Below are 24,547 nucleotides of genomic sequence, written 5' to 3' on the forward strand. Positions count from 1 at the left end.
TTGTGATTCCCAGTTCATGCCTATTTACCTCAAAGCCAATCTCGATAAGCTGATATTTCATTTACGCTGATTTCAAACGGCATCCCTTTGCCAAATGGCGGATAAACGCGGATTTTACCATTCGTAGCAAACCGCTCTAACCTATTACCCAACTGGGGAATATTGCTGACGATATGCCAGTAAGATACTAAGTCAGGGCAGTCAATAATTAATGTTAGGATGCTAGCATTTGTTGTGAGATACCACTGACAATTAGATAACAGTACTCGCGTAATGCGATCGCAGGCTTGAAAAAAACATTTGCCAGTAGACTGTTCTAGCTCCATTTGCAGCATTCCATCCTGTTTCGTTACCTCAGTTGGAGGTAAATCATCGGGAGGAAGCAGGTATAGTTTAGAAGACATAATTTCGCACCTCTTGGTTGTAGCGCGTCAAACTCTCTAGGTTTTTTTGCAGATCCGCAGATGAGGGTTTGAGTGCTAGCGTACCTAAATTTAATTCGTCCTGAAATTTCTTGATTTTGTCTCGACAAGTCTCCACATCACCGATAATTGAGTTCTCAATCAAATAGTCTTCATCGAAACAAATATTTGTGCGATCAAATGGTTTTTGGTTTGGATTCGCACTGTTTTGCAATACTTGAGCCGAATTAGCTTTCATTTTCTGGCTAAATTTGCGAACGAAAGGTAACGCTTCACTCACTGCCTCATCAAATGTTTTGCCAACAAAAAAGAAGCGTGCTAGTACGAAGTTTTCTGCACCGCTAGAATTTAAGGCTCGATATTTGGTAACAGTATCCTTCAATCTCTCTAGAGAAAATGGCGGCCCACCCATCAAGCTGAAGGAATGTTTAGCGGCCAACTCGATACCGTCATCGCCGCCAGTGGCAACATACATTGGTATTTGACTCTGCAATGGTTTTGGGTAAATTGTCAGGCGATCGCATTGATAATATTGCCCATTAAATGATACATCAGTTTCATATAAGAGCTTTTGAATCAATGCGATCGCCTCTAGCATCTTGGGACGGGATTCACTTGCTAGTGTCGCAAAATGCTTGTTTTGTTCGGGAAAGGGGCCGCCTTTAGCAACTCCAAATAATAATCGTCCATTGCACAAGTTATCCAAAGTCGCAATATCTTCCGCTACCCTAATCGGGTTATGGAATGGCAATAGCACCGCCGCAGTGCCTAATTGGATAGTTGAAGTCAATCCCGCCAAGTGTGCCATTAACAGCAACATCGACGGGCTGAGATTGGATTCACTAAAATGATGCTCACTCACCCAAGCTGACTCAAAACCCAAGCTTTCTGCCTGTTTTACCAGCGCGACTTGCTCAAAGATGGCACGACGAGCATCTTGGTGATAATTATCGTAATTGCAGAAAATTCCAGTTTTCATTACTTGCGTTAATACTTTGTACTCACCTTAGTTGCTCGCTATTCTAGTGGTCTATCGCATTTGATAGGTTTGTAGTAAGCACTTTAGTATTTGAATATTTAAGCACTAAAGTACTTACTACAAACGCATTTACTCCTCTCAATTAATGCGATGAATCACTAACTGGCAACCCACTGCAACTCCAACCATAGGCGTGGGTTGTTGTCTTTGACCTTCGACATCGGATCGCGCAACAATCGCTTGGCATTCATGCAGACTACCTGTATTAGACCCATGTTGTCTGCTACTTCTCTGAGTATTTCTTTTTGAGCTTGCACACAGAAAATCATTTCGTCAGAGCAATAAATTCCTATATATTGCAAGCGTCTAGCAGGTCGTCCCCAAAAACAGGTGATGACTTTCACATAACACCCATCCAGCAATTCCCCAACTTGCGGGTAGTAATGGTTGACGACTCTTGTGAATTCCTTGGCTAAGATATCTTCAGCAATCATTGGAACTGATATTTCTGTAGCGTCCATCACGCTATTTAATATAACATAATTTTGTCAGTTAAATATGACAAAATAGCTGATTAAGCTTAAATAAAATATTAAATTTTACATAATAAAAGAGGTGTACCTTATTTGGTATCACCTCAGATTTGCGTAAAGCATCTTTATATTGAATGAAATATGAAAGTATTGGTTTGAATAGCCCTGGCGAATGCAATTCGCATGCCAGTTGCTTCTCTTTGGGGGAGACCGCGCAAGGGAAAAGTGGGCAAAGAGCCGCAAGGGCGCACTGGCGCAGGCTATACAGACAAAACCCACGGAGGTGGGTTTCAAATCTCTAGAGTCCGCGCAGGTGGACTTTTTTTGTGTAGCCGCGATTTCTAATCGCCAGGTATATTTGCACCCATTCAGATGCTCCCAAATACTCTGATATCGAAAATTATGAATTCAAATAAAATGCATTTAATTAGCACATTTCAATGTTGAATTCTAAATTTTTAATTTTTATTATCGAGCATTGCGTTCACAAACTAAGACCTCTGCTATGATATCTGGCAGATTTATACAGTCAGTGAATCCTTCAGAAGTACCGATTGGTGATATAAATGTATAGTTTGGATCACATACTCCATTGTCATATACTTGAAGAAACCATCTATCTGGAAATCCTTCTACACCTAATTCCACAGTGTACCAACTCTCGCCAATCAGACGAGAGTTAAAGATTGTGAACCACTCTCTGTTCTCTTCTGAAATATTCCAATCTGCCATCAGCAGTTCTAAAGCTATTTGTCCGGCATCCGTTGAAGTCAAAAGCATTTTTACTCCTTATTTGCAACTTCAGGATTTGCAGCTTCAGGATTTGCAGCTTCAGTATTGGGAACTTCCGGGTATAAACCGAGTTCTTTAGCTAGCTCACGCGCCACAAAAAATAAAAATTGGGCACCATCTTGATTGCCTTCATGGGCAAACATAGTTGCTACTTGTAACATTGTTTGTACTAAACCAGAATCAATCAATTCTGGCTTAGATTCTAAAATTTCTGGTTCTTGACCATTAGGGCATTTAAGTAACTCATCAATCAGATTAAAATACAGTTGTTCGCGTTGTTCTGTCATGATAATTTTGTTGATTTGAGTGAGTAAATTGTGAATGAGTTACTGTTCGATACTTTGCTGCCACAGTCTTTCCAACATTTCAACTTGTTCTTTTAAAACAGCAGCACGATGAACAAGATATCTGTCGTAAAAGAGAATCCCTAATCCAACACAAATAGGGGTTAACAAGAAGAACCATTGCAGGATAGTAGCAAATTTATATTGTTCAGCAACAGTCAGCATTTGATGAACCACATTACGATCAGAGGATTGGATGCTAGCCTGAGGGGAATGTGTACCCTCTGTCTGGGGAGCTAAGGCGGGAGCATCTCTACTAGTCTTGTTGACTTCCCAGGCTAAATTCTGAGATTTTACTAACTCTAGATGTCGTTCCCAAACTATGCCAAATACTACTAATTCTGGAGAAAGCACTGCTAAGGCAACTAAGCAAACTGTAAGAAGATTTAAAAGTTTGGCTTTCATCTTAGCTCTCCCTTCCTAGGTAGTATGCACCCAGTAAGAAAATATCTTTTGCTGTTTCTCTAAAGTAGCTATATATTTCTACCTCTCAAACAGTTTTGATATTAAAATATCTGTAGACGGTAATTTTCAAAATTGTTAGTTGTCAGCTATTTTCCTAATTCCTGCTGACCACCGACTACATAAAAGTTACCAACCTTTTCACAAAACGTAGGATTGTTCAGTCAGAAATAACGCACTTAGATTCGGGAATCTGGTTTCATCCTACTCTCAAAAGGGAGATTAAGAAGTCCCCCCTAGTTCACTAAGCTTTCGCTCAGGAATGTTGGGGGGTAGAGGGGAATCTCTGCGTAAATCCTATACGATTTATATCAGCCGCTCTCCACAAAACAGTTTACCCCAGCCCCGTTAAGATTATTAAATTTATTAGAATAGTACTCAAAGCCTGTAATTCCCATCTGACAAGTCTTACAAAAATTTATTGGGGTATGGGTGCTAGTGTTTTTGGGAAGGGGTTCTAGTATTTTCGAGGTGGGGTTCTAGTATTTCTGCACTCAACCTGAAAGCAATATAGGCAATGGTTAGGGGCTGTTTTTGATCCAATTTTGGGCGGACAAAACCTGCACTCAAAAGAAAATATCAATGTCTCTTGATCAAGATATACTAATAAATTAGGAAAAACAATTAAATCTTTTGGAAGTAAATTATATTTCCATGAAAAATACAAAATATTGGAAAAAATGGTAAAAATTATTCCTATATAGAGAATTCAATTAACCGAATCTATGCCCAAGGAGCAATAGTCAGCAATTACAAATGGTAAAATAGAAGTATGGCAAGTTAGACGTGTGCTGAAGTGATAATCAATGGGAACATCTGATAAAAGTTCTTGCTAAACTTTCAGATTTTGTAGTTTAGTTAGAATACAGAGTATATGCACTCATTGACACTAAACTACAAATTAAATACACATTCATCTTATTGTTACAAGTAAATACTCTCTACTAATATTTAGGATTTTAGGAGTTAAATAATGCGGATTGCTCAAGACGTAACAGAACTTATCGGACGAACTCCTTTAGTTCAACTGAACAAGATTCCTCAAGCTGAGGGAGTAGTAGCAAGGATAGTTGTGAAATTAGAAGGTATGAACCCAGCGGCTTCGGTGAAAGACCGCATTGGGTTAAGTATGGTGCTCTCAGCAGAAGCATCTGGTTCAATTTTCCCTGGAAAGACCATTTTAGTAGAGCCAACTTCCGGTAATACAGGAATTGCTCTAGCGATGGTAGCAGCAGCGCGTGGCTACCGTTTGATTTTAACAATGCCAGAGACAATGAGCCAAGAACGACGGGCTATGCTTAGAGCTTATGGTGCGTCTTTAGAATTGACACCAGGTGCTGAGGGGATGCGGGGAGCAATTCGCAAAGCCGAAGAAATTGTGGCTAATACTCCCAATGCTTTCATGCTGCAACAGTTTCGCAACCCTGCCAATCCCAAAGTTCACCAAGAAACCACCGCAGAAGAAATTTGGGCAGATACAGACGGGGAAGTAGATATTGTTGTAGCTGGGGTAGGTACTGGTGGGACGATAACTGGTATTGCAGAAGTAATCAAACAGCGCAAGCCGACTTTTCAAGCGATCGCAGTTGAACCCAGCAACAGCCCAGTTCTCTCTGGCGGTGAAGCCGGGCCACATAAAATTCAAGGTATTGGTGCCGGATTTATCCCAGATGTTCTCCGTTTGGAATTGGTTGATGAAGTAATTAGAGTCAGCGATGAACAAGCGATCGCTTATGGGCGACGTTTAGCAAAAGAAGAAGGCTTATTATCTGGGATATCCTCTGGTGCAGCTTTGTGCGCCGCAATTCAAGTAGGTAAACGTCCAGAAAATGCCGGACGTTTAATCGTGATGATTCAGCCTTCCTTTGGTGAACGTTACCTCAGCACACCCATGTTTCAAGATTTGTCCTTAGAAACTGCTGGGGTGCGGTAAGGAGACAGGGGGACAACGGAGTAATGAATCTCTCTGTCCCTCTCATTTGGCTCTAGCGTTTCATTCGGTGCTTGTCCTTGTTAGCTTTGCCAATAGCGCAGGTACTTGCGAAAGACTATTAATCTTGTCCCGATCATAGAAGTCAATCTCGGAAGTCTTCTGTTCACGGTCAAGCCACACTCCCAGCATTCCAGCTTTTGTCGCAGCGATCGCATCCAACTTCAAGTTATCCCCAATGTAGATGCAATCTGATGCAGATTCTCTAAGCTGCTTACACGCGTATACAAATATCTCTGCCGATGGTTTCGCCGCTCCTGCTCTTTGGGATGTGACAACGACATCGAATTTTGAAAAAATACCACAGTGTTTGAGTTTGTTAATCTGTTGAGCCTCTTGACCATTTGTTATGACTCCAACCTTGTACTCGTCTAATTCCCCAAGGCATTCTAGGACATCATCAAACAACTGGCACAACCCAACATAACGCTCCCAGTACTCCAACAGCAGAGCATCAGCCGTCCTATCGGAAAATACACATCCATATTCACTAAACGACTCTCGCAACTTCCCCCGTCCTGACTCCTGAAAACTTACCTGACCGTCGTAGAATTTGCGATACCACGAAGCGTTAGCTGATATCCATTTCTCTACAAATACGTTACAGTCTTGGCTTCGTCCAGGCAAAACCTGCACGAACAGTTCCTCAGATGCACCTCTAATCGCAGCGTCATGGCGGATAAGAGTATCGTCTAAGTCGAAGAGAACAGTTTTCATTGCCAAGCTAACTATATATTCAGCCACAAATAGCAAGATAACATCGCTACCAAAAATTTTATCCTGCTATTTGTTGTATAACTCTAAAAATTATAAGCTTAATACTCCTGTTATCGGGTTTAACACCATTTAAGGCATTGCCGTGGTCTTAACCCGTGGTTTATTTACTTAAAGAACACCGTAAAGAAAGGGTGTGTTAATTTTTGCAAGCCGAAACAATCGCATTGTCAATCGAAACAATCGCATTGTCAATAAAAACCCCACCCGCCAAAGCTACGCTTTGTCTCCCCTCCTTGCTTGCGGGAAGGGATTGGGGGTGGGGTGTTAGGGATTTTTGCAAGAAATCTAATGACTACACTTGCCTTGCTTTTGATGCTGTTCACCCTGCTGATTATGGTGATGATGACTATGATCATTACCGTGGGAGCAGTTTTGCAAATCTTGCTTCATCAGATTTTCGCTGATTTCTTGCAAGGACTCATCCACAGGCTTTAAGCCAATCCAAGCATCGATCTTTTCTGCATCGAATCCTACCTCGCGGCGGTCGCCTATTTCTAACAAAGGACGGCGAATTAACAATGGCTCTCTCAACATCAGCCCCAAAGCGGTTTCTGCATCGATTTTTTCAGGAACCACCTCACCAGATTTTACCTTTGGGGAGGAAGGATTAAACCATTCGGCTACGGGGCGATCGCCAAAAAATGAACGCAACCGCTCAACTGTCCAAGATTCTGTTAGCAGGTTGTATGGTATCACCTCATGACCAGCAGCTGTTAGCAAAACCTTTTGCTTAGTACCACCTTTACAGCCTGGTTTGCTATAGAAAATTACCCTTGCCATTCAACTACCTCTTAGTAAAATACTATTTGTTTATAGGGGCGCACAAATATGCGCCCCTACCGCGTGATGCTAAAAGTTTTTAGCACTACACTTAACCGGATCAAACTCAAATCTCTGATTCGGATCAGTTTCGCCGTAAATGTTAAAAGTCACAGTTGGTTCATCACCCATTGCTTCTACACTGTGAATTGCATCGGGAGCGAAACTAATAATATCCCCTGGAAATAGAGTTATCTCTCCCGTCGGTTCAATTTTGTCCTGAAAATCTGGGCTAGGGGTGCGTCGCCAAAAAGTATTTTTTTCCTGGCCTTTTAACACCGCCACTACTCCCCACGTCCCATGATTATGAATGGTTGCTTGGGTTCCCGGTGCAAATGTTACTGTTTGCACCGTCAACGGAAAACCCAATTCATCGTATAGGAGTAAAACAGAGGTTCCCGTTTTGGGCGAAGGCTCTAAATTTTGACTTCGCACCCAGTAGGAATTTACTATCAAGCGCCTTACTAGCATCCGAATTTCTGGGAGACGGCTGGCTTCATCATCCGCACTATTAAGAACATCTTCCACCTCAGTTAAAAACCGATAAAGGCGGTAGTTTTCTCTCAACAAATCCCATGATCTTACAGATTTACAGGCTTGATACTCACCATCCCCTGTTAGCAGCCAATCCCTACCTTTCATAACTTTTAGATTGAGAGCTTATAAGATTGGAGGACAAAGATCGGAGAGACATTAGGAAGACTGCCTACATCAAGTTTAGTAGGTACGTTAATAGGAGGAATGATAGAGTTACTATGAGTACCCGCTCCCAAGAGAGAGTAAGAGGAATACGATGTAGTAGATAACCAATTGTTCATGACTGTTCACCTTAATTGTTGACTAATTAATCATCTTCTTCTGCTGGGCGTGTCAAAATATCCAGGAGAATTCCGGCTCCAAAATCATTCTTCTCGTCTATTTGTTTGACTTTGGTGCTGATTTCTTTTGCTTGCTCAATTTCACCTAAATTCGCTAGTACTAATCCAGAAGCAGCATAAGCATTTAAGTACAATCGGATTTGTGGGTCTTCTTTGCGATTGACTAATATAGGCTTAAGTTGCTCCCAGTCATCAGGAAGTTTCTCTTGCTCTTTAATTTTATCTAATAATTTGACTGTTGTTTGCAAAGCAAGAGAATAATTATTTTTATAATAGAAAAATCTATATGCTGCTACCAAGACATCTGTATTTTCACCAGTTTGGGCTAAAGCTTGTTGAATATACTTTTCCGATTCTGATGTGTTCTCCCAGTTTTGTGCAGCTAAAATTAATAAATTTTTGATGTCGTCTGGAACCTGGAACCATGAGAATTTGTTTGTATCAAGTTGCATATTGGGAGTGGGGAGTGGGGAGTGGGGAGTGGGGAGTTAGAAATTCTTAACTTCTAACTCCTAACTTTTGTTAAAACAAAGTAAGAACGTACACTAAGGTAAACAGAACAATCCAAATAATGTCTACGAAGTGCCAGTAAATTTCTGTCATTTCGATGAAAGTATGATTGGTTGCAGAATATTCGCCGGGACGACGCGATCGCCACAATACACGTAATATCAATAACAGTCCGATAAAAACGTGTAAACCGTGGAACCCGGTCATGATATAAAAGCAGTTGGCGAAGACGTTGGTAGTCAGACCGTATCCTAAAGTTGAGTACTCATAAACCTGACCACCCAAGAAAATTGCACCCATGATTGCAGTAATTGCATACCACAGTTGCATTCCCTTAAGATTATTCTTTTTAATCGCCGTATCACCGAAGTGAATAACGAAACTACTCGACACCAGAATAATGGTGTTAATTGTCGGCACAAGTAGTTCTACTTCACTTCCTTCTGGAGGCCAAACGGCTGTAGTACCTCGGAAAAATAAATAAGTGGCAAAAAATCCTCCAAACATCAGGGATTCAGAGGCGAGGAATGTCAAAAGTCCCCAAACTCTTAAATCTGGATGTTCTTCGTGTCCTACACTGTGATCTTCGCTTGTCGTAGCTATGGTCATATTGTTTACCCTCAAAGGTGAAGCGTCGGGCAATTCAATTCTTCACAGTCCTGATTTGCTTGTGGGATGGGTGTCTGACTTGTCCTAGATTAAGGCAGGATGCCCAAGCCCACAAGAGTTATTTCTTAACTAAGTACGGCATTTCATTAATTCGTAGCGAATTAAATTTGGTAATACCCGACAATGCTAATGCATCGGCTCGTATTGTTAATGCATCGGCTTGCATTGTTAATGTATCGGCTTACATTGTTAATGCATCGGCTTGCATTGTTAATGCATCGGCTTGCATTGTTAATGCGTCGGCTTGCATTGTTAATGCATCGGCTTGCATTGTTAATGCGTTGGCTTGCATTGTTAATGCATCGGCTTGCATTAAAAACGCTACGTTTTTACGCAAAGCTGTACTAAGTACTAGCTTCCGGTGTTGCAGATGGCTGTATTTCAAGCCTGTTATCATGACCGTAGTCATAAGGGCCATGAGTCACAACCGGCAACACTTCCCAGTTTTCAATTGCAGGTGGTGAGCTAGTTGTCCATTCTAAAGTCAAAGCTTGCCAAGGATTATCACCAGCCAAAGGCCCCTTCAGCCAACTGTAAATCATGTTGATGGCAAAAGGAATTACCGATATCCCCAAAACAAATGAACCAAAGGTACAAATTTGATTGAGGTCGATAAATTGGGGGTCATACATTGCAACTCGTCGCGGCATTCCTTTCAAACCCAACTCGTGCATGGGTAAAAAGGTGAGATTAGTGCCGATAAAGGTGAGGGCAAAGTGAACGCGTCCCCAGGTTTCATTCAGCATTCGTCCGGTCATTTTGGGGAACCAGTGATAAATACCGGCGTAAATGCCAAACACGGAACCGCCAAACAGAACGTAGTGGAAATGTCCTACTACATAATATGTGTCGTGGACGTGAACATCAAAGGGGGCTGTTCCCATCGTCACACCGCTTAAACCGCCCATGACAAACATCGACAACAAGCCAATGGCGAAAAGCATCGCACTGGTGAAGCGGATTTTACCACCCCAGAGGGTAGCAACCCAAGCAAAAATCTTTACGCCAGTCGGAACTGCAACGATGAGGGTGGAAATGGTGAAAAACATCCGCATCCAACCGGGTGTGCCACTGGTAAACATGTGGTGTACCCAGACGAACAAACCGACAACGCAGATGGCTACACTAGAATAAGCGATCGCTTTATAACCAAAAATTGGCTTGCGGGAGTGAACTGGAATTACCTCCGACATGATGCCGAAGATCGGCAGAATCATTAAATATACTGCCGGGTGGGAATAAAACCAGAATAAGTGTTGATAAATTACAACGTTACCGCCTGCATCTGGTTTAAAGAAGGAGGTGCCAAAGTTGAGGTCAAACAACAGCAGAACTAAACCGGCTGCTAATACAGGTGTGGAGAAAAGCGCCAGCAGGGAGGTTGCCAAGATTGCCCAGCAAAACAAGGGCACTTGATCCCATTTCATGCTGGGAACCTTCATCATCAAAATGGTGATCACAAAGTTCAGCGAACCCAAAATTGAGGAAGTTCCCACCAAAACGATCGCAAGTATCCACATAGTTTGAGCGATTGGTGCTGTCACCAAGCTCAAAGGTGGGTAAGCTGTCCAACCAGATTGCGAACCGCCAAAAATGAAACTACCTAAAATGAGCGCACCTGCTGGTGGATTTAACCAAAAGGCGATCGCGTTTAGCTTCGGGAAAGCCATATCCCTAGCACCGACCATCAACGGCACTAAATAGTTACCAAATCCCCCAATGGCACTAGGGACAATCCACAGGAAGATCATGATCGTCCCGTGATTGGTCATGAAAGCGTTATACAGATTGGGGTCGAGGAAGTCTGCATCTGGTGTTGCTAATTCGACACGCAGAGCGATCGCCATCAGTCCGCCGATAAGATAGAATACAAACGCCGTCACTAGGTATTGGATACCAATAACCTTGTGGTCAACATTAAATGTAAAATAGTCCTGCCATTTCCACGCCTTCGGATGGGAGGTATGGCCAGCCACCATTTCCGGTTTCTTTTCTTCTGGTGGAGTATTTCGGGGAAATTCTACCTGTGTCATATTTTTTACCCTTATGCAAAGTCCAGGGTCAAACGTCCAAAGTAATCAAATTTGACTCTTGTACAGACGCAATTAATCGCTTGTACAGACGCGATTAATCGCGTCTCTCCTGACCAATGACTACTGACTCTAAAGTTGCTGCACTAATTCCCATATCATGGGTGTGGGGCGCGAGAAACTCTGATGTTGATAAGTCGGCTGGATTAATTGCAACGACTTGATTTAAGTTTTGCTGTTGAGCGATCTGATTTTCTGTCCGCCAGCTATTATATTCTTCTGGTGTGTGGACAATTACCTGTGTCCGCATTGAACCGTGATAACCACCGCACAACTCAGCACAAACTACGGGATATGTACCGGGTTTGGTGGCGACAAATCGTAATTCAGTGGGGATACCGGGAAGTGCATCTTGTTTGAGGCGGAAGTTTGGCACCCAGAATGAGTGAATTACATCCTGTGCTGAAAGGTTGAGTTGCACATCAGCACCGACGGGTATGTGCAATTCCCCAGAGGTAATGCCACTATCGGGGTAATTAAATATCCAGGCGTACTGTATCCCTTTGACATCGACAACTAAATCGGCTGGTTTGTTTAGGGTTTGAGGAGACGCGCCGATGCCAATTGTTGGGGCAATTGATGGAGCAGTTGTTGCTTGGGAGGTATCGCTTAATGTAGCTGCAAGAGCAGTTCCCGGCATATGTGCAGCATGAGCTACTGAATGAGGATGACCCGCAGGATCAAAGCCGCCCATTCGGTTAAAAACATCTACACTGTAGATGCCCAAGAGGAGGACAATCGCTGTTGGAATTGCTGTCCAAAAGACTTCTAAAGGCAAGTTCCCTTCTATTGGCACGCCATCGGTATCGTCACCCGGACGGCGACGAAACTGAATCAAAAAAACTACAATTGTTCCTTCTACCACCAAGAAGAGTGCGATCGCAATGGTAAACATGACGTTAAAAAAACCGTCTACCAAAGGCGCTTGTAACGATGCTTGCACCGGCATGAGAGTGTGGTTTTGACCAATCCAAATGCTGATTGCTGTAACTACTATCCCAGCAACCAGAGTCCATAGTGAAACAGGAACTTGTTGCATACATGCTACCTGTGTAAACCGTCTTTTAAGGTGTGATTTTCTGGTATTAGGTTTTAGGGCAGAGGTTACAGGTTACAGGTAATAGGAATTCATCTATTCCCTGTAACCTGTACCCTATTCCCTTGTTCTTTCCCTATTCCCTACTCCCTACTCCCCATTCTCTTATTAACTTTCTAACGTGCAGCCATAAAAAATGGGGGAAACTTCCAGATTTTTTCCATATCTTTCCCCCATAAAATTACAAATTATATTTCAACTCCTATGACAAAGTTAGCCCTTACTTACAGAAAAGCTAGTTGTTCCAAGAGGCACTGTTAGCCCTAATATTGATTAGGCTATATTAGCAGCAAGTTTAAGTTTGTTAATAGCTAACATTTTGCGATTTACGGATTTGTTTACTGTGAACTTTTTATTAGTTCCGGTAAACATTTAGTATTCCCCTCAAGTTACCTTGCCTAGCGCATTTGCGCTTTATACAAACAGTACCTCCTTGAATGAACAACAATTTTGACTAGCTCCAAAAACCTTAATTGTTTAATGCAACATGGGTGTAACAGTTCTTCGGACAAATCCGTGAGCAAGCTTCACAACCAATACAGTTATCGGGAGAAGTAACTGCCATTACTTTCCGTTCAACTTCTTCTTCGTCTTCGTCTTCTACAAATTCCCCTTCTTCATTAAGCGCCTTCAAACCTAGCACATTGTACCCGCATACTTTAACGCATCTGCCACAGCCGATACATTTGTCCTTGTCGATTTCCTGAGCAAATTTTGGTGTCCAAGTCTTACCGCCAAACGTCAAACCTGTTACTTGTGCCATGAATAAATCCTCGGCAATTTTGCCTGCCAATCTGTTTGTCCTTTAATCATCATATTATCCTAATCTTTTGTTTGTTTGTATTCAAAGCTTACTTTTATCTCATCAAAATTCGATGACTTTGAACACAATGGTAAATTGTTTTTATTTCAATTTATAGATGAAAATTATTGCCAATAATTATTATGAATGTTTAAATTTTCCTCGTTCCTATGCTCCGCATGGGAACGCATTCATCGAGTCTCTGACTCAATATCTGACTGGAGGCAGCAGCCCCGTCAGCAGCCATTCCCATGCTCTGCATAGGAATGAGAGAAAAAGAAATTGAGGGTTTGAAACCTACCTGAATCGGTAAAGCCTCGTGTAGATGCGGTTTTTTATTTCCAGCAAATGCAACTATATCTATAAGAGTGATGATATTCTTTAGCAAATATTTTTAGCTTTAGGCAAATAAATCTAGATAAACAGTATACATATATACAAATATATATGTTTATTAGTTACAGTTTGATATATGCAATATGTATTTTATCAAGCAACAATTTTAATTTTACCTGTAATTCAACTATTTAGAGAAATGGTGACAAAAGAAATATTCTGATTTCAGATAAAGAAACTAAATTAATTTATGAAGGAACTGTAAACTTTATGGCAGAATATGATCATGCATTAAATATTAAAATTATTAATAAAGCAGAGGTAGTCAAATTGCAATCGGCTTGAATTTTTCCTAAAAGCACTTTGGACAAGGTTTTATTGTCAAAGTTAAAATGTTCATTAAGTACCTAGTTAAATAAATGTTAAAAGATTTTTTTAAGCTCAAGACGAACAAATTAATCATTTTTTTCATGAAATGTATAGTTAATAAAGAAGTTTTATTAGGCTTAGTTTCAAAGGCTTAAATAGCTTCCAATTGGAGGCATAAAAATATGGATGTGGGGAGTGAGTGTGGTGAGAAAAGATTATTCTCGCCAGAAAGATAATGTGGTAGCGAGTCATGAATAAACAGGACTCATCCAGGGGAGACCTGAGCCAGACATCTCAACGATTAGAGTGGGAAAAGAGCCATATGCCTTATACAATTCCTAACAACAGTTGCGTTGGATGTGACAACTGCCGCCCCCAATGTCCTACGGGTGCAATCAAAATAGAGAATAATGAATACTGGGTTGATCCTGGTCTTTGTAATAATTGTGAGGGCTATTATTCAGAACCGCAATGTGTAATAGCTTGTCCAACTAATTCTCCCATTCCCTCGCAGGCGAAAAAGGGGAGATGCAAAGTTGAGCCGAGAGATGCTAGCAGCTTAGACTTGTTTTCTAATGGAAAGAATAACCCATTTGCTTCAGCGATCGCTATTTGGGAAGCTTGTAATGTACTAGCACAACGCACATCTCTACACTGGGAAACCGATGAAGAAGGCTACTTATGTTATAGCCGACAAGTCAATCAAGGGCGAGGTGCGATCGCCTTTCACATCCAAGATCCATTCAAAGTGAGCGACAAGGCCACAGATTTAGCAGCAATTGAGGGGCTTGACATCAGAGCCGCTTGCATACATCTGATTTTTGCAGCTTATGCGACAGCTTTAGATCAACCTTGGGAGCAAGAATTTGCGATCGATGAGCGACAAATTGAGAAATATTTGGGGATGGAAAAACGCAAAGATTTGAGCAAAGCTGCCAAGCTAGCTTTAATGAAAAATATCGTTCAGCAAGCTTGCTCTCTAATTATCTCCATTGACTGGCCTCAACAAGGTCGAATTAACGGATTTTCTCTTACAGGAAGCCGCTTATGGCACTTAGTAGACATTCAGCACCACTTTCAAGAAGACAATCTCGGATGCAAATATCTTATTGGGCTAACTTTTAAAGTAAAAGCAGGCATTTGGGCACAATATTTCTTAAACAAACAAGCATGTAAAGAGCGAACCGCATTCTATCAATATGGCAGTCTCCCCAAAACGCTGTTAACTACAGTCATGAGTATTTGGCAGCAACATGAAGGCGCAGTCCGGCTAATGCTGTGGTTGCTGTTTAAAACCAAAATGGGCAAAGAACAACGCATTACCATTCCTACCTTGCTGCGTATTGCTTACGGCGAAGAAAAAGTCGCCCTTGCATCCAGACAACGAGAAGAACGCAAACGTCTGCTGCGAACTTTTGAAAGCGATTTGGAAATTCTCAATCACTATGGAATGAAGGCAATTTTCGATCCAGTTACTTACCCACCAGAAATTCAACCTTTGTGGGCGAAGTTAATTGATATTCCCGAAGATCCAGATGAAGCATTAGAATTTTGGACTAATGACGGTGGTGCTGAAACTCGCCTCACAGACACAGGCCCCCGTGGTAAGTGGAATCTGCTAATGAATGCGCGGATTTTGGCTTTTGAACTCCCACCAGAATGGGAACAGCAAATCTCAGAATCAGAAAAGAAGCAACGGCGAACTGCTAAAGCCAAAAGGAAGCCCAAAACTACAAGCGATTTGCTGGGTGAACAGATTTTGCAAGCGCGAAAAAATTTGAATCTCTCCCAAAGAGAGTTGGCAAAGCTCACAGGTAAAAGCCAAAGCTGGATTCGAGATATTGAAAATGGTCGTTTAAAAGCCAAATTAGAAGACCAAGTACTGTTAAGGAAAGTCTTAAATATAGCTTCATCTTGATTCGGAATTTGGAATTTAAACGCAGAGGAAAGCGCAGAGATTTTATGACGAATTTGTGTAGCGTTATACTAAATACAGCATTTCATTAATTCGTAGCGAAGTAAATTTAGCAATACTCTGCGTTCCTACCCTACGGGAAGGCGAAGCGCCTATGCGCTTCCCTTTGCCTGACGGCAGTCGCTACAACGGGGAGCCACTGCGGTGGACGGGTTCCCCGGCTAAAGCAAGTGGCGTGGGAAAATACGCAACGCGCTGCCTCTCCTCTGCGTTTAAAAACTCTCCACTTTTATGTACTATAAGTCATTACCTTACTAGAGGTAATCCAGAAACTACCTACAGCATATTTAGTAACTACCAACTCTCGTGTAGCATTGCATGAACTCTTCAGTTGTTGAGTCTTGGTTTCATCTTTCACGAGTTTAGCCTGGTAAGTGTAGAGAGAACCAGAAGGTTGTTCAAAACTTAGTTCAGCTAGGATAGTATTATTATCTAAACTTTGCTCCAAAATTTTGCCTGCAACTTTGTAGTTAAACCAATCCCATCCATTGCTGAAGATTAGTTCTCTTTCCAAAACCTGAAGCGCAGCAGGCAGAATTCCCCAGCCTCGATAGACTTTATTTAAGCATTGAATATCGCCAGTCCGGGACAGAATCGATCTAAATGAATCTTGATCGAGACGGCCATAGTATCTTCCTTCTGGCAAATCTATAACTGTTGGTGCAAACCGATGTCCACCAAAGTGCGATGATTTCCAAATTCGCACATTATCCAAGCACAAATCAGCATTACTCGCTGTAATATTGAAGTAAAAAGGAGCGCCATATCTAGCACAGCATTTATCATGGCTACCGTGGGTACACACTAAAATATCTCTAGTTGTACTAGTTCCTACCTCAGAATTAGAATTAATACCCCATAACCATTTTTGGACAACTGCTGCTACTTGCTCAATATTTAGTAGCTGAAACTCTTGCTTATCGTATCCATTACTTAGCCCCTCTTTTTTTTGATAAATCAAAAGCGTAGTCTGGTTTACTTTGTGTGATACATCATTAGCAATTAAGAGGAATCTAATCGGTAATTTAGCACGCTTGACTTCATCTACCAAAATCCTCAAATTCTGGGGCACCCATTTGGAATTAAAGGCTTCTGATGTCCAAGGTAAAGGACACTCAACTAAAATATAAGTTTGATAATTGGTGGCGCTACCAATAACATCTTCTCCTATTTGGCGTGAATCGTCAGAACAAAAAAAAGTATTCATCTCACTGTACTCATTAGCGTATTTTATGGACAAAAGGTATTACAAAATACAATTGTGTTCTTAGCTACAATATCCTTGGCTAAAGGAGATAAAAAAGAACAATATTCATTTCCCAATTAAAATTAGGTAGCCATTTTATAACATCATTATTGATCAAGGTCTTTCCGGTTAATAAACCCTCCACAATAGAGATAAACAGTGTCAAGATAGATTTTTCCGTATGAGCGATGTTAATTTTGTATCTAGTTTTATTATTATTTGGTATTTTATAAATTTTAACTTGCTGAAACTCGGCTTTTCTGAACTTAATTTCTTTAATATTGCTAGCAGCGATATACTTATTTAAGGTTTTGTTAGAATTATCTACATAGCTAGTTACACTTCTTGTATTTACACATAAAGATGTAATTTTGTGCTGTTCTTGGAAGCAAGATATTCCTAAAGATAGATGCGGAAATACTTGATCAACAGATAATGCTTTTATAAGCGAATACTGTTTTAAAACTTTTTCCCTACTATCTGCTTTGAACGTATTTATCCATGTAGACATATTGCAAATAATTCTCAATTACTCTAGAAAAAATAAAAACAATTAAATTAGGGGTAAATGCTTTAGTACCCCAGACTTCATGCGCGATAAGTTAATGTTCAAAACTAGTGACTAATTATTCGCAGCGTCACTAACATCAACATTAACAAACCTGTTATTTACCCTTTTACCTAGTCTAACTTCCTGAAGCTTATGTCAGGGTTTCATTATAGGCATCTGCCTTGACTGTAACTGAACTCAATAATAAATGCAAGTATTTGAGAATCTTTATAATTTCATGATCGTTTGTCGCCTCTATAAGGTTGGTTAAATCAAGGTTAAGGGGCATTCTCTAGTGGAGATAGCTCACTTGAACAAGCATTGATTCTTTCAATACAATAGATAAAGTTTTGCAATTGTGACCAGTAGGGGCGCACAGCTGGGCGCTAATCCAAATATCTGTAGCTATGGCGATCGCATATTTCTATTTTCATGCAGAATTGAATTATTTTTTACCACGGCATCATCAGCAGGTGAGAATCAGTCATTTTTTTGAGGAGAAAGCCTCAATTAAGGACATGATTGAGTCGTTGGGTGTCCCTCATCCAGAAGTTGATTTTATAAATGTTAATGGTGAATATGTAAATTTTTATTACATAGTTTCGGATGGAGATACTATCAATGTTTATCCAATTTCTGCTAGGGGTAGTATTATACCAAGCATTTCTGTTAGGCCAGAACCGCTTAGTATTATCCGCTTTGTTTTAGATATTCATTTGGGGAAGCTGGCGACATCTCTACGACTTTTAGGTTTTGATACTTTATACCGCAATGACTACGAGGATGAGAAATTAGCCCAAATATCCTCCAGCCAAGCGCGGATTCTCTTGACTCGTGATAAAGGTTTATTGATGCGTAGTTTGGTAACGCATGGGTATTACGTAAGAAATACTAACCCTCAACAACAAATCATAGAAGTACTGCAACGCTTCGACTTGTTTAAATTAATCTCACCATTTAAACGGTGTTTGCGTTGCAATGGATTATTAGAACCTGTAGATAAGCAATCCATCGTTGACAAGATACCAGAAAATGTGCGATCGCAGATTGATGAATTCCGCCGTTGCCAAGACTGCGATCGCATTTATTGGAAAGGTTCGCATTATGAACGATTGCAACAGTTTATTGATGGAGTACTTAACTCACAAAAAGGTGAGTAACTTAGTTATGCCAATTATTTAACCAGCAGAAATATTCCCACTAATTATTTGACTACCCCCGATTCTGGGATCTTCATCTTGGCGATCCAAATCATCAGGAGTGGGGTTTTGCTTACTCTCTCCAGTAACTTCTTCTGGTTCAATGGGATCTGCCTCTTGAGCTTTATCGATATCAAGAGACTGAGGAGGCTCTTTGGCGTGAGAGAAATCGATGAGTGGATTGGGTTGATCGGGAGTCATGAGTTACTAAATTATACAGTCTTCTTTAGTGTTGAATTTATTTTGCTTGCAAACATCTTTCTTGAGAAAGAAACCACGTATTTTGACACTCCCCCCCATAAATAAACGGGGATTCTGTACTGATAAGCTAAAACACATCTAAGAAAGCATATCAAAATTTTATCAATATCTTGTGGGGTGGGCATCTTGCCCGTCCTGATGCTTGGGCGCTGGGTGTGGGTATTGGCAATGTGGCGAACTTGATGAATCCGCAGCGCTTTGTGTTGGGAGGCGGTGTGACGAAGGCGGGGGAGGATTTCTAGCAGGTGGCGCGGGAGACGGCTTTGCCTTCACCATGTAAATTATCCGGTGTTACTCGTGACAGTAGTTCATCAAGGTCATGTACTTTTTCACTTAAGCAAGGTAAGTTGCTCGTAATGCTTTGCAATGCTAAGGATTCTATAGATTGACCAGTTAACTCAGCAAGATGATGCAATTGCTCAAACAGAGATTCTGGAATTTCTAACGTCAGCTTTTGGTTAGCCATCTTTCGACAGATTTGATTATTGTTTTCTTTAACCTAATATTATTTCTGAATATTTTGACGAAATTCTCTAATCGCTTCCAAGGGAGACGACAACAAAATACAACGATTGAGCAGGGATAAATCTAATTCTGGTAAAACTTCACTGTTAACAACTTTCTCATATTCTTGTTCTCGTAAGCAGTAAACTTCAATTGTGCCATCTTCCCAAAACCAAACTTCCGGGACTCCCATTAATTTGTACTTCTGTAACTTTATGGGACTACCGCTAGTAATCACTACTTCAATGCACAAGTCTGGTATAGGTTTGTCCGTTCCAAAGCAATAAGATAAATCTGCTTGATATTCTACTATCTTGGGAATAATCTGGCTAAAACTCCCACTGGGGAAAAATTCAATGCCTTTGATTTCAAAATAAGTAATCAATAGTCCAGCAATTAAACACTTAATCACCTCATGAGGTTTACCAATAGTCACTATTTCTAAAATTCCCTCACAATAAAACAACCGCACCCCTGGCAGATTTTCAAAGCTGGCTTGAATCGCTTTAAATTTTTCCCAACTTAACCCACGTCGAAAGAAGCGTTGTTCTTCTGGTAAGTTAACAGCATTTTCTAACGTTTGAGTCATAATATTTTTTACTCTCCCAGTTAGTACTCACGAAATTTATCTCATTTCCATCTTAAATCAAAACCAAATTATCTCGGTGAATCACAGTTTCCACACCCGCATAGCCTAAAATTACGGAAATTTCCCGCGAATGACAGCCGCGAATCTTTTGCAATTCATCGCTGTTGTAATTCACAAGTCCTCTAGCAATTTCGTTGCCGTTGGTGTCACACAATTGCACTGCGTCCTGTGTGCGAAACTCTCCTTCTACTAGCTTAATTCCAGCTGCTAATAACGATTTTCCTGCTAGAGAAATTGCCGCGATCGCACCTTCATCTAAATACAATTTACCCGCAGGTACAAGTCCGTAAGCTATCCAACGTTTACGCGCCGAAGTTGGTTCAGGTTGCGGTTCAAAATGCGTCCCAATCAGTTCACCTTGGATAATTTTTTCGATATTCCGGGGAAATCGTCCTTGAGTAATTACGGTACGGACTCCAGCAGCGATCGCAATTCTCGCAGCCGAAATTTTTGTCACCATACCACCAGTTCCCCATTGAGAACCTTGGGAACCTGTTTGTATTTGTAATTGAGCTAATTCCTTAATGCTACTCACTAAAGCGATCGGCCGCGCATCTGGTACAGAACGCGGATCGGCTGAGTACAGCCTATCGACATCGGTAAGCAAAAATAGCCAATCTGCTTCTACTAAACTGGCAACCAATGCCGAAAGGGTGTCATTATCACCAAATTTTAGTTCGTCTATTGCTACGGTATCATTTTCATTGACTATGGGGATCACTCCCAGTCTCAGTAGTTCCTGAAAAGTGTTGTAGACGTTGAGATAGCGGCTGCGCTGTACCAAGTCGCTGCGAGTCAGTAATACTTGGGCGATCGCCTGTTGGATCGTACTAAATAAATCATCGTATATACGAATTAACCTGCCTTGTCCAACTGCTGCTACAGCCTGTTTTAGTGCGATCGCCTTCGGACGTTCAGTTAAACCCAACCGCGCACAACCTACCCCCACAGCGCCAGAGGAAACCAAAATCACCCGGTGTCCCTGGTGTCTTAAATGGGAGAGTGTTTCCGCCAAGGTAGCGATCGTAGAAAGTGCTAATTGTCCCGTTTCTGGTTGAGTTAGGCTAGAAGTGCCTATTTTGACAACAATTGTTAGTGGCATCTTTCAATTTTAGATTTTAGATTTTAGATTTTAGATTTCAGATTAGACATCTTGCATAAGTTTTTTAAGCCCTGCTCTAAGAGGTTGTTTGAAAAGTGTTTCACTGTGACTTGAGGCACTTTTAGATCCCCCCTAACCCCCCGATAAATTGGGGGGAACCGGAATCAAAGTCCCCCAATTTATCGGGGGATTTAGAGGGATCTAGAACTTTTAATGCCGACAAGAGGACTTTTCAAACATCCTCTAAGGCAGAGGCTACGCGAACAGACTAAAGCATATGGAAACACCCTTTTAACTTTTAAATCCATACACACAGAAGTCTATTTTAGATTCAATCCAAAATCCAAAATCTAAAATCCAAAATTGTAAAGCGCCAATCCCTCTATAGTGAAGGCTGACGCTTTACGGGTGTATATTTACTTAGTATGGGTTAGGGTCTTTTTTGGCTGACCCCATGTTATTAATACTTATGATCCCCGATTTTGGAATCACACCAAGATTCCTTAATGATTTCTTTAGATTTACTTTCCTGACGATTTATCAACTTTTGTGAATCTTGCTTTTCTTCGGGGTAATAGAGGCTCCCAGAATTTCAGATATCCAGACTTCAAAGTTGCGTACTGGATGAGAGCGGAGGGCTGCGTCGGCATGAACAATCGGTTCGACTAAAATAGTAAACATTCCCAGGCGATTACCTGCTAAAACATCGGTAAATAAGCGATCGCCTACCATTCCCACTTGATGTACTGGTAGATCCATTCCCCTAAGTGCTGCCCTAATTTTGCGCCGGGAAGGCTTGGCTGCACCTAAATAGTAAGGTAGGTTGAGCGATCGCGCAATTCCACCAATTCGCGCTTCACTGAGGTTATTACTGACCAAGCACAATGCAGTACAGGCGCGGATTTGCTCCACCCACTGCCGTAGTTCTGGGGAAGCCACTCCGACTCTAAAGGGTACTAAAGTTTCATCTACATCCAATACCAGCCCCTTAAGCCCGTATTTTTGGATAATATCTGGCGTTAGGTTCAACACTGAACCCTGTAAAATCAAGTCAGGCTGTAAAAGATTGTTCCAGGTCATAGTCACCAGTCAAATTTGAGTAGCTCAGACAAATGAGCATAACCCAATATAGTTTAGTTAGTCGAACTCCATCCTGGGATATCTCCCTGAACACTTTGAGATAAAATCCCTAAAATCTTATCTATTTCTTTGATGTAATAATTACTCAAATCTATAAATATATCGTTTTCTTCTAACTTCAAAAATTTCCAAATATCACCCGTTGTTACCGCACCGTAAATTTTTCTGATTTCATTCCCTTCTTGTTGATTAAACAATTGTGCTGCCAACATTCCGGCTGCACATTGACCTAATCCACCTTTAATATTTTCGTTTTTGGCTTCAATAATAACCACCACAGGCACATTAATTGTTAGTTGCTCTTTAGAACGACTGATGATAAAGTCACAATAGCCATTCAGTCCGTTTTCTGCATCTACATTAAACTCTGTTCCCGAAAATAAACTAATTGGACAATTAGCCCTGCGTCTTACCTCCAACAATATCGGAGTGATAATCATTTCTGAACGAGCTTTTTCAGTATTAATTGCTAAAGCCAGTTCTGTAGTTTCTTCTAAAGAATTTTTGAGTTTCTCACTTGCCTGTAAAGGTTCTATGTTGGCACATAAATCAGTTTTTTCATCAATGCGGATGCTGAATGACTTTTTAAATTTACTTAATGTAAAATCACTATAAGCCATTTTCAGCACCTCATAGCAATTTTTGATTTTAGATTTTAGATAATGGAATTGAAAATCTCTACCAACCACAATGCTTTTTCCAGAATCTTAAACAATACTAATTGTCCCAATTTAGTGTCAATGTTTCATTGCTTCCACATTTAATGGGACATGGTAAAAGGTTTAAGTAGATTGTGATTAAAATGAAAAATTCCCAATTAAAAAATTCAAAATGTTACATTATCATTTTGAATTTTTAATCTTATTCCACTTCATTAAAAAGATGTTCCTCTAACAGAGGTTGCACTTTGCGGAACTCCTCTGGAGAGAGTAATTCAGGTTGACCTGTTTTTGCTATCCGTGCAAAAAATAATAGGGGATCGAGGGGTGTATAAATTGCATACTCCTGATCTTCATCATAGAAGCTAGCTAGTAGCTGTAATTGCTCTGGCTCTAAATCTGCCTCTTCGTCTTCGATTTCTAAGGTGAAGAGTTCTGATTCTTCAACTGGCGGTAAATCACCTGCGACTGTCAAAGCATAGGCTGTGTTCTTCAATATCAGGTTCTGCTCAGATAGTACCGCTTGAGCAGTGGCAAAAATTTGCTCAATGGTGCTGTCATCTTCTACCAGAACCGCTTCTTCTTCCTCGCCCTCACCCTCCCAAGAAAAAATTTCTACAGGTGAGTCTACAGGAAGAAGTAAAACGTATTCTTGCTCATCAACCTCCAGGGAATGCTCTATGTAACATTCGAGCGATCGCCCTTTGTCATCGGTTAAAGTGATGGAACCCGCATGAGCGTTATCATTTTCTTCAGGAAATGGGGAGGGAAACATAGCCGAAATGTAGAATTTTAATAAATACCAGCAACTTTAAAAATCGCTTAACTATTTAATCACATATTATGTTAATTAAATAGCTTTATACGTAGATACAACTGCTGGGTAATCGTTTTCAGAATATCATGTTAAAAGGTATCAATACTCAATAGCCGCCACTGAACTGCGGGAATTGGCACGCTTAACATCCAGCCATTGTTGCAAAATCAAAGCGGCTGCCTTGCGGTCAATCAATCCTTTATGGCGTGACGGGGAGCGGTTCTCAGCTATCAGCAGTTGCTCTGCTTGAAATGAAGTTAATCGCTCATCCATATATTCCACAGGCAGTTTCAGTGCTCTAGCAAGTCTTGTAGTAAATTTCTGAACTTGACGCGCCTGAAATCCTAGTGAGCCATCCATTGAATAAGGTAAGCCCATAACTAGAACTTGCACCTCGCGTTCATTAACTATTTGTCGGATTTGCTCGACATCCCGCTCAAAAGATGTGCGCTCAATTGTGGTGATCCCTGTGGCAATTAAACCCGTGCGATCGCACCCGGCCACACCAATCCGCTTGCGACCGAAATCCAATCCCAACGCTGAAATAAACGGTTTTGGTTGCTCTTGGGATATCACA

27 protein-coding genes and 1 pseudogene are annotated in these 24,547 nt (G+C 41.0%); 4 read left to right on the forward strand and 24 right to left on the reverse strand.

Features of this window, described 5'->3' with window-relative positions; all coding sequences use genetic code 11:
* Positions 1–29: 29 nt before the first annotated feature.
* From HWQ23_RS14730 to HWQ23_RS14755, 6 genes are all read right to left on the reverse strand, one after another.
* A complete protein-coding gene (locus HWQ23_RS14730) occupies positions 30–404 on the reverse strand; it encodes a hypothetical protein (RefSeq protein ID WP_292829482.1) in 375 nt (124 codons plus the stop codon).
* Positions 394–1,401: an LLM class flavin-dependent oxidoreductase gene (locus HWQ23_RS14735; RefSeq protein WP_292829484.1), complete on the reverse strand. Its 1,008-nt coding sequence runs from the start codon at positions 1,399–1,401 to the stop codon at positions 394–396. The genes HWQ23_RS14730 and HWQ23_RS14735 overlap by 11 nt, the downstream gene beginning before the upstream one ends.
* Before the next feature lie 158 nt (positions 1,402–1,559).
* Positions 1,560–1,922 carry a hypothetical protein gene (locus HWQ23_RS14740; protein WP_292829486.1) on the reverse strand — a complete coding sequence of 121 codons (363 nt, stop codon included), beginning with the start codon at positions 1,920–1,922 and terminating at the stop codon, positions 1,560–1,562.
* Positions 1,923–2,402: 480 nt separating this feature from the next.
* Positions 2,403–2,714, reverse strand: coding sequence for a hypothetical protein (locus HWQ23_RS14745; protein WP_292829488.1), 312 nt, complete (start codon positions 2,712–2,714; stop codon positions 2,403–2,405).
* A gap of 2 nt (positions 2,715–2,716) precedes the next feature.
* A complete protein-coding gene (locus HWQ23_RS14750; protein WP_292829490.1) occupies positions 2,717–3,013 on the reverse strand; it encodes a hypothetical protein in 297 nt (98 codons plus the stop codon).
* Between the two features lie 39 nt (positions 3,014–3,052).
* A complete protein-coding gene (locus tag HWQ23_RS14755; protein ID WP_292829492.1) occupies positions 3,053–3,475 on the reverse strand; it encodes a hypothetical protein in 423 nt (140 codons plus the stop codon).
* Between the two features lie 1,030 nt (positions 3,476–4,505).
* On the opposite strand from HWQ23_RS14755, the gene cysK reads away from it, so the two are divergent.
* Entirely contained in the window at positions 4,506–5,465 is a 960-nt protein-coding gene (gene cysK / locus HWQ23_RS14760) for a cysteine synthase A (protein WP_292829494.1), read from the forward strand.
* A 60-nt stretch (positions 5,466–5,525) separates the two neighbouring features.
* On the opposite strand, the gene HWQ23_RS14765 is transcribed toward cysK, so the two are convergent.
* From HWQ23_RS14765 to fdxB, 8 genes are all read right to left on the reverse strand, one after another.
* Complete coding sequence (locus HWQ23_RS14765) at positions 5,526–6,266, reverse strand: HAD family hydrolase (RefSeq protein ID WP_292829496.1); 741 nt, start codon at positions 6,264–6,266, stop codon at positions 5,526–5,528.
* A gap of 318 nt (positions 6,267–6,584) precedes the next feature.
* On the reverse strand, positions 6,585–7,079 hold the full coding sequence (locus HWQ23_RS14770; RefSeq protein WP_292829498.1) for an ArsC/Spx/MgsR family protein: 495 nt from the start codon (positions 7,077–7,079) through the stop codon (positions 6,585–6,587).
* Positions 7,080–7,148: 69 nt separating this feature from the next.
* Positions 7,149–7,760 (reverse strand): cysteine dioxygenase family protein, encoded by a 612-nt coding sequence (locus HWQ23_RS14775; RefSeq protein ID WP_292829500.1) that lies wholly within the window; start codon positions 7,758–7,760, stop codon positions 7,149–7,151.
* 202 nt (positions 7,761–7,962) lie between these two features.
* Positions 7,963–8,448: a hypothetical protein gene (locus tag HWQ23_RS14780; protein WP_292829502.1), complete on the reverse strand. Its 486-nt coding sequence runs from the start codon at positions 8,446–8,448 to the stop codon at positions 7,963–7,965.
* A gap of 70 nt (positions 8,449–8,518) precedes the next feature.
* Positions 8,519–9,115: a cytochrome c oxidase subunit 3 gene (locus HWQ23_RS14785; protein ID WP_292829504.1), complete on the reverse strand. Its 597-nt coding sequence runs from the start codon at positions 9,113–9,115 to the stop codon at positions 8,519–8,521.
* Positions 9,116–9,519: 404 nt separating this feature from the next.
* Positions 9,520–11,208 carry a cytochrome c oxidase subunit I gene (ctaD, locus tag HWQ23_RS14790; RefSeq protein ID WP_292829506.1) on the reverse strand — a complete coding sequence of 563 codons (1,689 nt, stop codon included), beginning with the start codon at positions 11,206–11,208 and terminating at the stop codon, positions 9,520–9,522.
* Between the two features lie 94 nt (positions 11,209–11,302).
* Positions 11,303–12,304: a cytochrome c oxidase subunit II gene (locus tag HWQ23_RS14795; protein ID WP_292829508.1), complete on the reverse strand. Its 1,002-nt coding sequence runs from the start codon at positions 12,302–12,304 to the stop codon at positions 11,303–11,305.
* Positions 12,305–12,830: 526 nt separating this feature from the next.
* Positions 12,831–13,124: a ferredoxin III, nif-specific gene (gene fdxB / locus HWQ23_RS14800; RefSeq protein WP_292829595.1), complete on the reverse strand. Its 294-nt coding sequence runs from the start codon at positions 13,122–13,124 to the stop codon at positions 12,831–12,833.
* A gap of 1,066 nt (positions 13,125–14,190) precedes the next feature.
* On the opposite strand from fdxB, the gene HWQ23_RS14805 reads away from it, so the two are divergent.
* Positions 14,191–15,786, forward strand: a complete 1,596-nt coding sequence (locus HWQ23_RS14805; RefSeq protein WP_292829596.1) for a helix-turn-helix domain-containing protein — start codon at positions 14,191–14,193, stop codon at positions 15,784–15,786.
* A 286-nt stretch (positions 15,787–16,072) separates the two neighbouring features.
* On the opposite strand, the gene HWQ23_RS14810 is transcribed toward HWQ23_RS14805, so the two are convergent.
* Both HWQ23_RS14810 and HWQ23_RS14815 read right to left on the reverse strand, forming a co-directional pair.
* Complete coding sequence (locus tag HWQ23_RS14810; RefSeq protein ID WP_292829510.1) at positions 16,073–17,050, reverse strand: sucrase ferredoxin; 978 nt, start codon at positions 17,048–17,050, stop codon at positions 16,073–16,075.
* A 79-nt stretch (positions 17,051–17,129) separates the two neighbouring features.
* The gene (locus HWQ23_RS14815; protein WP_292829512.1) at positions 17,130–17,600 is read right to left on the reverse strand and encodes a hypothetical protein; all 471 of its coding nucleotides are present in this window, start codon (positions 17,598–17,600) and stop codon (positions 17,130–17,132) included.
* A 446-nt stretch (positions 17,601–18,046) separates the two neighbouring features.
* Between HWQ23_RS14815 and HWQ23_RS14820 the strand changes: the two genes are divergently transcribed.
* On the forward strand, positions 18,047–18,799 hold the full coding sequence (locus tag HWQ23_RS14820; protein WP_292829514.1) for a Mut7-C RNAse domain-containing protein: 753 nt from the start codon (positions 18,047–18,049) through the stop codon (positions 18,797–18,799).
* 18 nt (positions 18,800–18,817) lie between these two features.
* Here HWQ23_RS14820 and HWQ23_RS14825 read toward each other — a convergent pair whose 3' ends face one another.
* Positions 18,818–19,039: a hypothetical protein gene (locus HWQ23_RS14825; protein WP_292829516.1), complete on the reverse strand. Its 222-nt coding sequence runs from the start codon at positions 19,037–19,039 to the stop codon at positions 18,818–18,820.
* Positions 19,040–19,239: 200 nt separating this feature from the next.
* Here HWQ23_RS14825 and HWQ23_RS14830 point away from each other — a divergent pair.
* A pseudogene (locus tag HWQ23_RS14830) lies at positions 19,240–19,338 on the forward strand (ROK family protein); the annotation flags it as partial.
* On the opposite strand, the gene HWQ23_RS14835 reads toward HWQ23_RS14830, so the two are convergent.
* The 7 genes from HWQ23_RS14835 to ruvX form a co-directional block, all read right to left on the reverse strand.
* On the reverse strand, positions 19,338–19,565 hold the full coding sequence (locus HWQ23_RS14835; RefSeq protein ID WP_292829518.1) for a hypothetical protein: 228 nt from the start codon (positions 19,563–19,565) through the stop codon (positions 19,338–19,340). The pseudogene HWQ23_RS14830 and the gene HWQ23_RS14835 sit on opposite strands and share 1 nt — an antisense overlap.
* A gap of 39 nt (positions 19,566–19,604) precedes the next feature.
* Positions 19,605–20,192 carry a Uma2 family endonuclease gene (locus HWQ23_RS14840; RefSeq protein WP_292829520.1) on the reverse strand — a complete coding sequence of 196 codons (588 nt, stop codon included), beginning with the start codon at positions 20,190–20,192 and terminating at the stop codon, positions 19,605–19,607.
* A 52-nt stretch (positions 20,193–20,244) separates the two neighbouring features.
* Complete coding sequence (gene proB, locus HWQ23_RS14845) at positions 20,245–21,354, reverse strand: glutamate 5-kinase (protein WP_292829522.1); 1,110 nt, start codon at positions 21,352–21,354, stop codon at positions 20,245–20,247.
* Between the two features lie 540 nt (positions 21,355–21,894).
* Positions 21,895–22,434, reverse strand: a complete 540-nt coding sequence (locus HWQ23_RS14850) for a YqeG family HAD IIIA-type phosphatase (RefSeq protein WP_292829524.1) — start codon at positions 22,432–22,434, stop codon at positions 21,895–21,897.
* Between the two features lie 53 nt (positions 22,435–22,487).
* Positions 22,488–23,114 (reverse strand): hypothetical protein, encoded by a 627-nt coding sequence (locus tag HWQ23_RS14855; protein WP_292829597.1) that lies wholly within the window; start codon positions 23,112–23,114, stop codon positions 22,488–22,490.
* A 241-nt stretch (positions 23,115–23,355) separates the two neighbouring features.
* Positions 23,356–23,928, reverse strand: coding sequence for a DUF3727 domain-containing protein (locus HWQ23_RS14860; RefSeq protein ID WP_292829526.1), 573 nt, complete (start codon positions 23,926–23,928; stop codon positions 23,356–23,358).
* Between the two features lie 141 nt (positions 23,929–24,069).
* Positions 24,070–24,546, reverse strand: a complete 477-nt coding sequence (gene ruvX / locus HWQ23_RS14865; RefSeq protein WP_292829528.1) for a Holliday junction resolvase RuvX — start codon at positions 24,544–24,546, stop codon at positions 24,070–24,072.
* Between the last annotated feature and the right edge of the window lies 1 nt (position 24,547).

It is taken from the genome of Nostoc sp. JL33 (genome assembly GCF_017114985.1).
Taxonomy (GTDB): Bacteria; Cyanobacteriota; Cyanobacteriia; order Cyanobacteriales; family Nostocaceae; genus Nostoc.

Excerpts from the sequence above, each read along its gene's own strand:
- HWQ23_RS14730 (WP_292829482.1), bottom strand. The coding sequence starts at position 404 with ATGTCTTCTAAACTATACCTGCTTCCTCCCGATGATTTACCTCCAACT.
- HWQ23_RS14735 (WP_292829484.1), bottom strand. The coding sequence starts at position 1,401 with ATGAAAACTGGAATTTTCTGCAATTACGATAATTATCACCAAGATGCT.
- HWQ23_RS14740 (WP_292829486.1), bottom strand. The coding sequence starts at position 1,922 with ATGGACGCTACAGAAATATCAGTTCCAATGATTGCTGAAGATATCTTA.
- HWQ23_RS14745 (WP_292829488.1), bottom strand. The coding sequence starts at position 2,714 with ATGCTTTTGACTTCAACGGATGCCGGACAAATAGCTTTAGAACTGCTG.
- HWQ23_RS14750 (WP_292829490.1), bottom strand. The coding sequence starts at position 3,013 with ATGACAGAACAACGCGAACAACTGTATTTTAATCTGATTGATGAGTTA.
- HWQ23_RS14755 (WP_292829492.1), bottom strand. The coding sequence starts at position 3,475 with ATGAAAGCCAAACTTTTAAATCTTCTTACAGTTTGCTTAGTTGCCTTA.
- cysK (WP_292829494.1), top strand. The coding sequence starts at position 4,506 with ATGCGGATTGCTCAAGACGTAACAGAACTTATCGGACGAACTCCTTTA.
- HWQ23_RS14770 (WP_292829498.1), bottom strand. The coding sequence starts at position 7,079 with ATGGCAAGGGTAATTTTCTATAGCAAACCAGGCTGTAAAGGTGGTACT.
- HWQ23_RS14775 (WP_292829500.1), bottom strand. The coding sequence starts at position 7,760 with ATGAAAGGTAGGGATTGGCTGCTAACAGGGGATGGTGAGTATCAAGCC.
- HWQ23_RS14780 (WP_292829502.1), bottom strand. The coding sequence starts at position 8,448 with ATGCAACTTGATACAAACAAATTCTCATGGTTCCAGGTTCCAGACGAC.
- HWQ23_RS14785 (WP_292829504.1), bottom strand. The coding sequence starts at position 9,115 with ATGACCATAGCTACGACAAGCGAAGATCACAGTGTAGGACACGAAGAA.
- ctaD (WP_292829506.1), bottom strand. The coding sequence starts at position 11,208 with ATGACACAGGTAGAATTTCCCCGAAATACTCCACCAGAAGAAAAGAAA.
- HWQ23_RS14795 (WP_292829508.1), bottom strand. The coding sequence starts at position 12,304 with ATGCAACAAGTTCCTGTTTCACTATGGACTCTGGTTGCTGGGATAGTA.
- fdxB (WP_292829595.1), bottom strand. The coding sequence starts at position 13,124 with ATGGCACAAGTAACAGGTTTGACGTTTGGCGGTAAGACTTGGACACCA.
- HWQ23_RS14805 (WP_292829596.1), top strand. The coding sequence starts at position 14,191 with ATGCCTTATACAATTCCTAACAACAGTTGCGTTGGATGTGACAACTGC.
- HWQ23_RS14810 (WP_292829510.1), bottom strand. The coding sequence starts at position 17,050 with ATGAATACTTTTTTTTGTTCTGACGATTCACGCCAAATAGGAGAAGAT.
- HWQ23_RS14815 (WP_292829512.1), bottom strand. The coding sequence starts at position 17,600 with ATGTCTACATGGATAAATACGTTCAAAGCAGATAGTAGGGAAAAAGTT.
- HWQ23_RS14820 (WP_292829514.1), top strand. The coding sequence starts at position 18,047 with ATGGCGATCGCATATTTCTATTTTCATGCAGAATTGAATTATTTTTTA.
- HWQ23_RS14825 (WP_292829516.1), bottom strand. The coding sequence starts at position 19,039 with ATGACTCCCGATCAACCCAATCCACTCATCGATTTCTCTCACGCCAAA.
- HWQ23_RS14835 (WP_292829518.1), bottom strand. The coding sequence starts at position 19,565 with ATGGCTAACCAAAAGCTGACGTTAGAAATTCCAGAATCTCTGTTTGAG.
- HWQ23_RS14840 (WP_292829520.1), bottom strand. The coding sequence starts at position 20,192 with ATGACTCAAACGTTAGAAAATGCTGTTAACTTACCAGAAGAACAACGC.
- proB (WP_292829522.1), bottom strand. The coding sequence starts at position 21,354 with ATGCCACTAACAATTGTTGTCAAAATAGGCACTTCTAGCCTAACTCAA.
- HWQ23_RS14850 (WP_292829524.1), bottom strand. The coding sequence starts at position 22,434 with ATGACCTGGAACAATCTTTTACAGCCTGACTTGATTTTACAGGGTTCA.
- HWQ23_RS14855 (WP_292829597.1), bottom strand. The coding sequence starts at position 23,114 with ATGGCTTATAGTGATTTTACATTAAGTAAATTTAAAAAGTCATTCAGC.
- HWQ23_RS14860 (WP_292829526.1), bottom strand. The coding sequence starts at position 23,928 with ATGTTTCCCTCCCCATTTCCTGAAGAAAATGATAACGCTCATGCGGGT.